We start from the raw sequence: 12,686 nt of genomic DNA on the forward strand, positions 1-12,686 counted from the left end.
AATAAATGACTGAAAAAGAAAGAGTAAAACGGGCTATACTTATGGATGGTCCCGACTGTGTACCTTTATTCCTATTTAATAAGGATATTGAGCAATCAGATATTGTTATATTGGAAGTAGTTAAGCATTTTATGGGCGAAAAACGTGACTACTCTGAATGGGGATTCCAATGGGAGAGATATGATGATACTATGGGCCAGCCAAAAGGTAGCATTATAAAGACCTGGGACGACCTTGAAAAATTAAAAATACCCGACCCCTTTGATACAAGGAGGTTTGCCGGTGTTAAGGATGCAATGCTCAAGTATGGCGAAAAGTACTACTTGGCAAGTCTTGCTTTGACTGGGTTTACTGTAATGACATTTTTACGGGGATTTTCAGACATACTGGTAGATATTTACATAGACAGAGAGAAGGTTGATAAGCTGGCTGATATAGTATTCGGGTTTGAAGAGAAGATTATAGGCCAACTAAGAGAATACGGATTTGATGGAGTTGCCTTCTTTGACGATTGGGGCACCCAGGGCAATCTTATCATATCTCCCCAATTATGGAGGGAATTCTTCAAACCAAGGTATAAAAAGCAATTTGACCTGACCCATAGTTGTGGCCTTGACGTATATTTTCACAGCTGCGGGTATATAAAAGAAATTATACCGGATCTAATTGAGGTTGGGGTCGACATCCTAAATATAAGCCAGCCGAATTTATATGATATAAAAGAACTGGGAAAAGAATTCGGCGGGAAGGTTTGCTTCTGTTGTCCCGTGAGCTACCAGACAACATCCATAACCGGGACCAGGGAGGATATCTACAGTGATATTGCTTTACTTTTCGAAAACCTTGGATGTTATAACGGGGGGCTTATAGGCTATGTTGAAGAATATAAATCAATCGGATTGAGTGATGAAAACTACCGTCACTGTGTAGAGGGTTTTAGAAGCTTGAAATATAAGTAACATTGCACAGGGTTCGAACAAAACGTCCCCTTGTCACATTATTTTTGATATAGTATACTGAATTGTGAGAAATTAATAACGAAGGCGGTGTTGTAATGGACAAACAAAAGTTAAAACAACTTAAGAAGTATGCCACGTTGATAAGAAGGCATATAATAGAAGAAGTATACCACGCAGCATCGGGACACCCTGGCGGTTCCTTATCCTGTACCGATATTCTTACGGTATTATATTTCCATGAAATGAGGGTAGATATACATAATCCGCAATGGCCTGACAGGGATAGGTTCGTTTTATCTAAAGGCCACTGTGCGCCTGCTTTATATGCTGCTTTGGCTGAAAGAGGGTTTTTCCCGGTAGAAGAGCTTCCAAAATTCAGAAGCATAGATAGCTATCTGCAAGGTCACCCAAGCATGAAGGATGTACCGGGGGTAGATATGTCTACGGGTTCTCTTGGACAGGGTTTTTCTGCTTCAGTCGGTATGGCACTTGCGGGAAAACTGGATAATAAGGATTACAGGGTCTATGTATTGCTCGGTGATGGAGAATTACAGGAAGGGCAGGTATGGGAGGCTTCAATGGCGGCTGCCCATTATAAACTTGATAACCTTACAGCTTTTCTTGACCATAACGGTTTGCAGATTGACGGTAAGATAACGGAAGTTATGTCTCCCGAACCGGTAGAGGAAAAGTTTAAGGCTTTCGGATGGAATGTTATCGTGATAGATGGCCACAACTACGGGCAAATTATGGGTGCTATAGAAGAAGCCAAGAAAACGAAAGGCAAGCCTACAATGGTGGTTGCAAAAACAACAAAAGGCAAGGGAGTATCTTTTATGGAAAATGAAGCAGGTTGGCATGGTTCAGCTCCCAATAAGGAACAACGGGACCAGGCTGTAGCTGAATTGGATGCTGCCTTAGCCGAATTGGAGGTGGAGTAGTATGGTACAGAATAATTCTTCAGTAAAAAAAATTGCAACGAGGGAGGCATATGGAGCTGCCCTTGCCGAGTTTGGAGGAGACAACAGGATTGTAGTACTTGATGCGGACCTTTCTAAGTCTACAAAAACAGATACCTTTAAGAAAAAGTATCCTGAAAGGTTTTTTAATATGGGTATAGCAGAAGCAAATATGATGTCAGTTGCTGCAGGGCTTGCAACTTGCGGCAAAATTGTTTTTGCAAGCAGTTTTGCCATATTTGCGGCTGAGAGGGCATGTGAGCAGATTAGAAACTCTATATGCTACCCGAGGCTTAATGTAAAAATAGGTGCTACTCATGCTGGAATATCTGTAGGAGAGGATGGAGCTTCCCATCAGGCAGTGGAAGATATGGGAATAATGCGTTCTATACCTAACATGACAGTAATATGCCCGGCAGATGCAGTAGAAACAAGGCATGCGGTAAAAGCAGCCATAGAATATGAGGGTCCTGTATACTTAAGGCTTGGACGCCTTGCTGTACCGGTAATATACGATGAAAGCAATTATAAGTTTGAGTGGGGGAAAGGGATTACTATTTCAGAAGGCTCCGACGTAACAATAATTGCAACGGGATTGATGGTACATGAGGCCCTGGCGGCAAAAGACATGCTTGAAGGCGAGGGGATTAGTGCAAGGGTTATTGACATTCATACAGTAAAACCTATCGATAAGGATATTATAATAAAAGCTGCCAAAGAAACAGGCGCCATTGTTACCGCAGAGGAACATAATATGTATGGAGGACTGGGGAGTGCTGTTGCCGAGGTTATAGTGGAAAACTATCCTGTGCCTATGAGGATTGTTGCTATAATGGACAAGTTCGGAAAATCAGGCAAACCGGCACCACTAATGAAGGAATATGGCCTTACTGCTGAAGATATTGTTGAAAAGGCGAAAGAAGCTATGAGAATGAAGAAATAGGGGGGCTCTATACAATGTTTAAAAGAGGCATAACAAGAGACTGGGAAAATCCTGCAGTACTCCACATAAACAGGGAACCTGCCAGGTCAAGTTTTATACCTTATGATGATGTTGAATCTGCAAAGACCGGAGAACGGGGAGAGTCACCGTATTTTAAACTATTAAACGGAACTTGGCAGTTTTACTATTGTCCCACACCTTTCGATATACCAGAAGATATACCGGAAGGTTTTCAGGGGCAGGGCCATCATGCCGGTATTGATTGTGATGATATTTGCAATGAAAAAGATGGTATATGTGGTATTAAGTGGGATACAATCCACGTACCGGGATGTTGGCAATTGTATGGTTACGGTATTCCTAATTATACAAATGCTGCATACCCTTATACAGTGGATCCTCCTTATGTACCTGACAATAATCCTGTGGGGCTTTACAGGAGAGAGTTTACTATTCCTTCTGGGTGGGATTCACGCCAGGTGTTTTTGGTTTTTGAAGGAGTCTGTTCGGCTTTTTATGTGTACATAAACGGGCAAAAGGTCGGCTTTAGTAAAGGCAGCCATATACCTGCGGAATTTAATATTACGGAGTTTGTAAGATGTGGAAATAATACTGTTGCTGTGGAAGTATACCAGTGGTCAGATGCAAGTTATATGGAAGACCAGGATATGTGGAGGTTAAATGGAATCTTCCGCGATGTTTATCTAATATCTGTTCCGCAGGTTTATATAAGGGATTTTTCTGTAAGGACCCGGCTTGATGAATCCTGTATTGATGCAACACTTAATATTAAAGCGTTTTTGAAAAAAGGTGAAGGGTTTTTAAGAAATGAAGTAAGAGATGAAGTAAAAGACGAAATAAGAAATGAAGTATATAGTTTATCTTTGTCACTTTTAGATGATAAGGGAATGGCTGTACCGGATGATAAAGGAGAGCCTATTATTGATAGAAAAATAGCACATTCCATAGCTTTTGATAAAAGCAATGAAACTTCCGATGAAACTTCCATAGAAGCTATCTTAAACATACTAAACCCAAAAAAATGGTCTGCGGAAGATCCTTATTTGTACAAGCTGATTTTGGTTTTAAAAGATAAAAAAGACAACATAATTGAAGTCGTGGGGGAAGATATAGGTTTTAGGCAGGTTGAAATAAAAGACAAACAGCTTTTAATAAATGGCGTCCCTATAAAAATAAAGGGTGTAAACCGTCATGATTTCCATCCGGATAAGGGTTATGCCGTATCCTTAGAGGATATGGAGAAAGATATAGTCATAATGAAACAGCATAATATTAATGCTGTCAGGACATCCCATTACCCAAATGACCCGAGATTTCTCGACCTTTGTGACAGGTATGGCCTCTATGTAATAGATGAGGCTGATCTAGAAACCCATGGATTTGGCATAACTGGAGATGTAAGCCAAATTTCCAATGACCCTGAGTGGAAAAAAGCATATATAGACCGTGCCATTCGGATGGTGGAGCGGGATAAAAACCACCCATGCATAATAATGTGGTCCCTTGGGAATGAATCAGGTTATGGCTCAAATCATGATGCTATGGCAGAGTGGATACGCAGTGCCGATCCAACAAGGCCCATCCATTATGAAGGGGCACGGGAAGCGAAAGTGGTAGATGTTGTAAGTGTGATGTATCCTACTGTAGATTATCTTATTGAGCAGGGGGAAAAGGAAGATGACCCAAGGCCATTTTTTATGTGCGAGTATGCCCATGCCATGGGAAACGGCCCAGGAAATTTGAAGGAGTACTGGGAAGTTATCTATAAATATCCCCGGTTGATAGGTGGGTGTGTCTGGGAGTGGGCCGACCACGGCATACGTCAAAAAAATCAAAATGGTAAGGAATGGTTTGCTTACGGAGGGGATTTTGGAGACTGGCCCAACGACGGCAATTTTTGCATTGACGCCCTGGTTTTTCCTGATAGAGTGCCTCATACAGGATTAATTGAATATAAAAAAGTAATTGAGCCTGTTCATGTAATACCTATAGATTTGAAACAGGGTATTGTCAAAATTGTCAACAAGTATAACTTCATTTCGCTTGCGTACCTTGAAGCAAGCTGGTCAATAAACTATGACGGACATATAATCCAACAGGGACTATTGCCAGAGTTGGATATACCTGCGGGAAAGGACAGGGTGGTTGAGATACCGTATACTCTTCCTGAAGGGAGGCCGGCAACGGAATACTGGCTGAATATTGATTTTTGCCTTAAGAGAAATGAACCCTGGGCACCGAGGGGACATGAAGTTGCATGGGCTCAGTTCAAGCTTCCAGTAGAAGTCCGGAAAGCGGAACCTGTCCAGGAAGAAGTTTCAGGCGATAGAGCGTGCGATGTAAGAGATGATCCAGGAGATGATGCAAGAAATTATGCAAGAGTTTATGAGACTATAGTTCCTGAATTCATAATAATTCCTGCATCAACTATACCTTGTTTGAATGTTGAAGAGACAGGCTGTATGTTAACAATAAAAGGAGAAGATTTCAAACTGGATTTTGATAAAATACGGGGGAGTATTTCTTCCCTTGAGTACAATGGCGCTCAAGTATTACGCCAGGGACCAAAACCACATATATGGAGAGCTCCTACCGATAATGATGCACCCAGGCAGGCAAAACTGTGGTGTCAGGAAGGTTTTGACAGGCTGGAGCAAAGCATAAGGGATGTTTCTGTAACTAAACATAACAAGGCGGTGGAAATAACAGTTAAGTCTATTCTTGGTGTAAGGAGTAAGGCACCGGCATTCGGAGTTATAACCTCATATTTGATTTATGGTACAGGTGATATAGTAATAACTTCAACGTTTAAACCCAAAGAAGGATTGCCTCACTTGCCTCGGATGGGCTATGAATTTCGCCTTCCTGTAGAATTTGACAGAATGATATGGTATGGACGGGGGCCTCACGAAAATTACATTGACAGGAAAGAAAGCGCCCGTATCGGTATATACTCCGGGACTGTAGAAGAACAATATGTACCGTACATTAAACCCCAGGAAAACGGAAACAAATCTGATGTACGCTGGGGTGCCTTTATAGATTCAAGGGGTATAGGGCTTTTAGTAACAGGCATGCCTTCAAAGGGAACTTCCTGTATTAATATAAGTGCTCACCACTATACTGCAGAGGATTTTACTGCAGCAAAACACACTCACGAATTAGTAAAACGTAACGAAGTTATCCTGAATGTGGACTATGCCCAAGGAGGACTTGGAAGCAACAGTTGCGGGCCGGGACCCCTTCCCAAATATCAGCTGCAACCTGTAGAAACAACATTTACATTTAGGTTAAGACCTTTTTCTACCCAGGAATGGACTCCTGCAAGGATTAGTAAGTATTTACCCGAAAGCTTATAATTAATTATTATTAAATAGTAATGAAGGGTTATAGTTGAAATGATGTGAAATAACCGGATGGGGGTAAGTTATGATAATTGACAATATAAAAAATGCTTTCCTATATTATGGAATTAGTAAAAAAATTGAAACTGCTTTAAAATTCTTACTGAATAATGACTTTTCAAAAATGGAGCCTGGGAAACATGAAATAAATGGCGAAGAAATATACATGATGGTTTCAAATTATGATACAAAGACTATTGATCAAGGGATCTGGGAAGCACACAGAAAGTATATAGATATACAATATGTTTTTGAAGGCAGTGAGTATATTGGATATGCAAATATAAATAGTTTGAAGGTAACCCGGGAATATGATGAAAAAGGAGATTATTTGTTACTGGAAGGCAAAGGTGATTTATTGAAGGTAGAAAAAGGTACTTTCATGGTGCTTTTCCCGGAAGATGCACATATGCCGTGTATTGCTGTTGACAGACCAGGAAAAGTAAAAAAAATTGTTATTAAGGTAAAGGTGTAATTACAATATACATAATATATACTCATGAGTTAGTAGCTCATGAGTATATATTGGTTGCCTTTCATTTCGTCTTTTATGCATCTTTATATGTCCCTAACTCCAATCCCTTTTCAATAAAATACCTATACGTTTCATAATGTACAGTATTGGGAATTGAGTGGTCGCTGTGGAGAGAATAACCGTATTTTTCCATAACTACCGGTATTTTAGATTCCAATTCCTGTTTAATAAGTTCTTTATCATTTGTATACAATACCCTCACATCAATACCCCCCATAAAGGAAAGTATATCGCCGTACTCTTTATACAATTTCAGGAGGTCCATTCCCGACTTTATTTCAATTACCTGTAAGCAATCCATACCGGCTTCAATCAAGCCGGGCACAAGAGATTCAACCATACCGCATGAGTGGACTATTACAGGCAGGTTATGGGCATGGGCAAAGTCGAAAGTCCTCTTATGTCCCGGTTGTATTATTTCTTTGTACATGGCAGGAGAAAAAAAGGGTTTACCTTTAAAACCCATATCTTCATAATACCAAATACCATCAGGATAACCTTCTTCAGCAAATAATATTTCCTGAAGCTCGATAATCAGGCGGCTATATGTATCTACCATATCTATAACCCAATCCGGGTCGAGTGCCATTCCCATAAGCATATACTCGTGACCGCAAACGGGGTGCATCAACTCAAATACATTTGTCCCAGACCATACAAAAAAACGGTTTTTTTCTGCAGCATACTTCTTTGCTTTTCTGTATGCTTCAAAATTAATACGCCTTCGGTCTGGTTTTAATAACGGTTTTACATATTCTTCCCAGTCTTTTCTTTCTTTTACAAGAAAATCTACATGTTCAGGTGTGGAATCATGGAGTTTATGCCTGCGGAGGAGGGCACCGTTGCCATCCCGGACAAGAATGGTTTCTTCTGTTTCTTCTACAACTTCAGGCACAAAGTCCGGATTGGCCACCATGTTAAATGCCCAGCATTCATCCATATCAAACCCGAAATGGTCGGCAAAGCTTTCATTTTCCTTAAGAAACCCATCTGCAACCCATTTTTTGTGAGTATCACCCCAGAAATGCTCATAAAGACCAATACGGTCCACAGGTTTACGTTCCAATATATTGCGCATACGTTCAATACCTGTCATATTTTGCATAAGGTACACCCCCTAGAGTGTTAAACTTAAAATAAGTTTTCCTAATTTATTGCCATGCTTTATGTACTACCTTTAAATAAATATACATTTATATTATATGAAAAAAAGGAAACATTCAAGAAGAGATAGAAAAATATTGTATTCACTCCCCGCACATGCTATAATTATTGCAGACGTGCACGTGCACGGTACGTAAACCAAAAACACAAAATTATAAAAGTGAGGTGGAGTTACATGCTTAGTAAAATAATTAATATTACTGAGTATTCGGGAGAAAAACTAAAGTTTGTTGCCTATCCCATGGGAGGTATGGGAGCAGGCATGATCTGCTTGGAAGGTACAGGTACATTGTCTCATTTTTCATTAAGAAATAAACCTGATATACATAATGAACCAAATGTATTCTCTGCAATTTGTATAAAAGGTGAAAAAAATATTGCAAGGGTGCTGGAAGGTCCCGTACCCATGTACAAGATTTTCGGAAGAGGTAAAGGAATGGGAAATGGACTGCCAGGTAAAAATTATGGCTTACCGAGATTCAGGGAGAGTTCATTTAAAGCTATATTCCCTTTCGGCATAGTTACTTTGAAAGATGAAGAAATTCCTTTAGATGTCCAAATTACAGGGTGGAGTCCATTTATTCCAGGGGATGCGGACAATTCGAGCTTGCCTGTAGCAGGACTTGAGTTCAGGTTTAAAAATACTGCAAACGAAAAAATAGAATGCGTTTATTCATTTAATGCTTTTAATTTTATGAAAACAGGTGCAGGAAATGAACAAGTCCTAACAGTACCTAATGGTTTTATCCTTGATCAGCCGCCGGTTGAAGAAAAACCATGGGAACAGGGAGCTTTTTGCGCTGTAGTGGATGACCTCCAGGCCAGGGTTGATTGCTCATGGTTTAGGGGCTGGATGTTTGATACTCTGACAATACTCTGGAAGAACATAGAAGAAGGAGCAGCAATTGAGAAAAGTCTCCCAAAAGAAGAAAAGCCTAGCCCTGGCGCAAGTATTTTTGTGCCATTCCAACTTGGACCGGATGAAGAGAAAGTTATCAGGCTAAGGCTTTCATGGTATGTACCTGAAACCGACCTAAGATTTGGAAAAGATGAAGAAAAAAGCGAAAACTGCGGATGCGGCTATGGGTGCAAGGATAAAGCCGATACAAAAGAAAAGTATAAGCCATGGTATTCTAAAAGATTTAACAATGTAATGGAGGTTTCAGATTATTGGGGTAGTAATTATGAGCAACTATACCAAAAAACTATGGAATTTACCAGGTGTTTCTACGATACTACATTACCCGGTGAAGTAATTGAGGCTGTTGCTGCAAACCTTACTATATTGAAATCACCTACTGTTTTAAGGCAAACCGACGGAAGATTGTGGTGCTGGGAAGGCTGCTGTGATGAAACAGGATGTTGTTATGGTACATGCACCCATGTTTGGAACTATACCCAGGCATTGTGCCATCTGTTCCCTGGGCTGGAAAGAGGATTGAGACAGACTGAATTTTATGAATCCCAGGATGAAAAAGGCCACCAGCAGTTTAGAGCTTCCCTCCCCATACGACCGTCAAGCCATGATTTTCATGCAGCTGCTGATGGGCAGCTTGGAGGTATTATGAAGATTTACAGGGAATGGAGGATTAGCGGGGACACTCAATGGCTTAAGCAAATTTGGCCTAAGGTAAAGTTAAGTATTAACTATTGCATAGATACCTGGGACCCGAAAAAAGAAGGCATTCTTAAAGAACCGCACCACAACACATATGATATTGAGTTCTGGGGGCCTGACGGAATGTGTAATTCTTTCTATCTTGGAGCACTAAAAGCTGCCTCATTAATGGCAAAAGCTGTTGGAGATGACTATTCCCTATATGATGAGTTATACCTGAAATGTAAAGATTTTCTTGAAAATTCACTATTTAACGGTGAGTATTTTATTCAAAAGGTACAATGGGAAGGATTAAAAGCCAGGTTACCTTTAGAGGAAAGTAATACCGAAACCCGGGAGTTATTGATGAAGGAAGGACCAAAATACCAGTATGGAAACGGATGCCTTTCCGATGGAGTGATTGGTGCATGGATGGCGGAAATGTGTGGGATCGGTGAAATACTTGATTCAGATAAGGTAAAAAAGCATTTGATGAGTGTATACAAGTATAACCTTAAAAAGGATTTATCAACTCATGTTAATCCACAACGCCCCGGATATGCAGTTGGTAAAGAGGGCGGATTGCTGCTTTGTACATGGCCAAAAGGTGGAAAACCCTCACTGCCTTTCATATATAGTGATGAGGTCTGGACAGGTATTGAATACCAGGTGGCTTCCCATCTGATGAGCATGGGGTATGTTGATGAAGGGTTGGATATTGTCAGGACATGTAGGAAGCGTTATGATGGGAGTGTTAGGAACCCATTCAATGAATATGAATGCGGGCACTGGTATGCCAGGGCTATGGCATCTTATGCTTTATTACAGGGATTAACAGGCATCCGGTATGATGCTGTTGAAAAGGTATTCTACATTGGACCTCGGATTAAGGGTGATTTTAGAAGTTTCATATCAACTGAAACAGGATTTGGAACTGCAGGGGTAAAAGACGGAAAACCCTTTATTGAAGTTAAGAGTGGATGCATTGATGTACGGAAGGTTGTATTCGGGACTGGAAATATTGCATATAGGGGTGAAAATATAGAATAATGAGTGTAACAACGGAGGAAATTGCCCGAATTTGTGGTGTATCAAGAGGGACGGTCGACCGTGCATTGCACGGCCGGCCGGGCATTAACCCGGATACGCGTAAAAGGATTATTGAGACTGCACAAAAATTGGGATACCGTCCTAATTTCATAGCACGAAGCCTTGCAAAGGGTAGGACAATGACTTTAGGGGTTATTGTATTTGACTTATATAACAGGTTTTTTGCACAAATAGTAAATGCAATTGAATCTAAAGCGAGGGAAATGGGGTACTTTATTTATCTCACTCTTACAAATAAAGATTTGGAAATTGAGAAAAAATGTATAGAACATCTTACGGATAGAAAAGTAGACGGAATATTGCTTTGCTCTGTTAATAATAGTAAAGATTATGATAAGTACTTGAAATCTTTAAATATTCCTATTGTAACAGTTATCAATAAGATTTCAGAGAGTTTTCATTATATAAGCATTGATGACCGGATAGCGATGAAACAGGCTACCAGGCATGTAATCGACAAGGGTTACAAGAGGATAATATATTTAAGCCCTGCTTTGTCATATAGAGACAAAATGAATATTTATGCTGTTAACCAGAGGTTTATTGGCTTTACGGACGCAATCAATGAATATGCCTCTGGCATTGAAACTATAATTATTGACAACAAAAATTTTACTGATTTGTTTGACGGTATAAAGTTTACCGGCAGTAAGAAAACAGCTGTTATATGTACAAGTGATATCTTTGCTATTGAAGTTTTAAGTTATTTCAAAAGAAGAGGTATTAAAGTACCTGGGGATGCCGGTATAATGGGTTTTGACAATATTGATGTATTAAAATACATAGAACCTGCTTTGACAACAGTTTCATATCCTATGGATGATATAGGTATAAAGGCTGTAGAACTTCTTTTGAGGCTGGTGGAAGGTGAAAATGTGCATGAAGTACCTGTACTTGAACACCGGATAATAGATAGGATGTCTTTGTAAGTAAATTGTAAGTAAATTAAAAATTGAGGAATTCTAAAAAATCCTATTGACCAGGAATAATTTTCGTGCTATCATTTAAATTGTTGATAAAAATGAATAAAATCTTCAGGGCAGGGTGAAATTCCCGACCGGCGGTAATGCGGATGTAATATAGCCGTTAGCCCGCGAGCCAAGGCCGATCCGGTGAGATTCCGGAGCCGACAGTAAAGTCTGGATGGAAGAAGATTAATATTTGCTTTTTTTAAGAAGTTTTAAGAAAAAGTAAATTGAAAAGAAAAGGAAATAGAAGATATTCCCTGGAGATTTATTCAGGGAATTTTTTATTGCCGCGGGATAAGAGATTCCTTGAATATATAGAATATAAAAGTTATAAAAGTAAAATTATTTTGTGAGGAGTGTGTGTAAATATGAAATTCGATATTAACAAAATGGTAAGAATTGCTGCATTATCTGCTTTAGGAATTGTGCTTATGTTGGCTTTAAGGTTTCCGTTGATTCCTTCAGCGCCTTATTTAGAATACGATCCTGCTGATATTCCCATACTTATTGGAGGATTCATGTACGGACCTCTTGCAGGGCTTATAATAACTGTAATTGTTTCATTTATTCAGGCTGTATCAGTAAGTGCGGGAAGCGGTTGGATAGGCTTTGTTATGCACGTTATTGCTACAGGTACTCTGGTGTTGGTTTCGTCGCTTATATATAAAAAGGTACACACTTTTAAAGGAGCAATAATTTCCCTTGTTGCAGGTTCACTTGCCATGGTTTTGATAATGATACCTGCAAACCTGTATTTTACACCAAAGTTTGGTATACCCTATGAAGTTGTTAAAGCCGGGCTGGCAGTAACGGTAATACCCTTTAACATACTTAAATCTGTTATCAATTCATTGTTGACGATGTTGCTTTATAAGCCCTTGAGCAAAGCTTTTAAGAAAATCACATTATAATTTATAATTTACAAAATTAGACAGCTTTTTCTAGCGGTATTGCTTCTCTGTTCAGTGGGGGGTGAAGCCCCCCACTGACTCTTACTTAACAGAAGCAAACTTACTTTAAGAGGAA

General features: G+C 39.7%; 9 protein-coding genes and 1 riboswitch. Of the genes, 8 read left to right on the forward strand and 1 reads right to left on the reverse strand.

Annotation, left to right across the window (positions count from 1 at the left end):
* Positions 1–5 precede the first annotated feature (5 nt).
* The 5 genes from HPY74_06875 (at position 6) to HPY74_06895 (ending at position 6,761) form a co-directional block, all read left to right on the forward strand.
* On the forward strand, positions 6–959 hold the full coding sequence (locus HPY74_06875) for a hypothetical protein (protein NSW90386.1): 954 nt from the start codon (positions 6–8) through the stop codon (positions 957–959).
* Positions 960–1,054: 95 nt separating this feature from the next.
* The gene (locus tag HPY74_06880; protein NSW90387.1) at positions 1,055–1,900 is read left to right on the forward strand and encodes a transketolase; all 846 of its coding nucleotides are present in this window, start codon (positions 1,055–1,057) and stop codon (positions 1,898–1,900) included.
* Between the two features lies 1 nt (position 1,901).
* A complete protein-coding gene (locus HPY74_06885) occupies positions 1,902–2,861 on the forward strand; it encodes a transketolase family protein (protein ID NSW90388.1) in 960 nt (319 codons plus the stop codon).
* Between the two features lie 14 nt (positions 2,862–2,875).
* Positions 2,876–6,241, forward strand: a complete 3,366-nt coding sequence (locus HPY74_06890; GenBank protein ID NSW90389.1) for a DUF4981 domain-containing protein — start codon at positions 2,876–2,878, stop codon at positions 6,239–6,241.
* A gap of 70 nt (positions 6,242–6,311) precedes the next feature.
* A complete protein-coding gene (locus HPY74_06895) occupies positions 6,312–6,761 on the forward strand; it encodes a YhcH/YjgK/YiaL family protein (GenBank protein NSW90390.1) in 450 nt (149 codons plus the stop codon).
* A gap of 73 nt (positions 6,762–6,834) precedes the next feature.
* On the opposite strand, the gene HPY74_06900 is transcribed toward HPY74_06895, so the two are convergent.
* A complete protein-coding gene (locus tag HPY74_06900) occupies positions 6,835–7,926 on the reverse strand; it encodes a hypothetical protein (GenBank protein NSW90391.1) in 1,092 nt (363 codons plus the stop codon).
* Positions 7,927–8,160: 234 nt separating this feature from the next.
* Here HPY74_06900 and HPY74_06905 point away from each other — a divergent pair, with 234 nt between their 5' ends.
* The 3 genes from HPY74_06905 to HPY74_06915 all read left to right on the forward strand — a co-directional run bounded on the left by HPY74_06905 (position 8,161) and on the right by HPY74_06915 (position 12,571).
* Positions 8,161–10,632, forward strand: a complete 2,472-nt coding sequence (locus HPY74_06905; GenBank protein ID NSW90392.1) for a hypothetical protein — start codon at positions 8,161–8,163, stop codon at positions 10,630–10,632.
* Entirely contained in the window at positions 10,632–11,621 is a 990-nt protein-coding gene (locus tag HPY74_06910) for a LacI family DNA-binding transcriptional regulator (protein NSW90393.1), read from the forward strand. The genes HPY74_06905 and HPY74_06910 overlap by 1 nt, the downstream gene beginning before the upstream one ends.
* A gap of 97 nt (positions 11,622–11,718) precedes the next feature.
* Positions 11,719–11,851, forward strand: a riboswitch (FMN riboswitch).
* Positions 11,852–12,028: 177 nt separating this feature from the next.
* The gene (locus HPY74_06915) at positions 12,029–12,571 is read left to right on the forward strand and encodes an ECF transporter S component (protein ID NSW90394.1); all 543 of its coding nucleotides are present in this window, start codon (positions 12,029–12,031) and stop codon (positions 12,569–12,571) included.
* The last annotated feature ends 115 nt before the right edge of the window (positions 12,572–12,686 follow it).

It is taken from the genome of Bacillota bacterium (assembly GCA_013314855.1).
Classification (GTDB): domain Bacteria; phylum Bacillota; class Clostridia; order Acetivibrionales; family DUMC01; genus Ch48.

What these genes read in the sequence shown, in the direction of transcription:
- HPY74_06875 (NSW90386.1), top strand. Translation starts at nt 6, where the DNA reads ATGACTGAAAAAGAAAGAGTAAAACGGGCTATACTTATGGATGGTCCC.
- HPY74_06880 (NSW90387.1), top strand. Translation starts at nt 1,055, where the DNA reads ATGGACAAACAAAAGTTAAAACAACTTAAGAAGTATGCCACGTTGATA.
- HPY74_06885 (NSW90388.1), top strand. Translation starts at nt 1,902, where the DNA reads ATGGTACAGAATAATTCTTCAGTAAAAAAAATTGCAACGAGGGAGGCA.
- HPY74_06890 (NSW90389.1), top strand. Translation starts at nt 2,876, where the DNA reads ATGTTTAAAAGAGGCATAACAAGAGACTGGGAAAATCCTGCAGTACTC.
- HPY74_06895 (NSW90390.1), top strand. Translation starts at nt 6,312, where the DNA reads ATGATAATTGACAATATAAAAAATGCTTTCCTATATTATGGAATTAGT.
- HPY74_06900 (NSW90391.1), bottom strand. Translation starts at nt 7,926, where the DNA reads ATGCAAAATATGACAGGTATTGAACGTATGCGCAATATATTGGAACGT.
- HPY74_06905 (NSW90392.1), top strand. Translation starts at nt 8,161, where the DNA reads ATGCTTAGTAAAATAATTAATATTACTGAGTATTCGGGAGAAAAACTA.
- HPY74_06910 (NSW90393.1), top strand. Translation starts at nt 10,632, where the DNA reads ATGAGTGTAACAACGGAGGAAATTGCCCGAATTTGTGGTGTATCAAGA.
- HPY74_06915 (NSW90394.1), top strand. Translation starts at nt 12,029, where the DNA reads ATGAAATTCGATATTAACAAAATGGTAAGAATTGCTGCATTATCTGCT.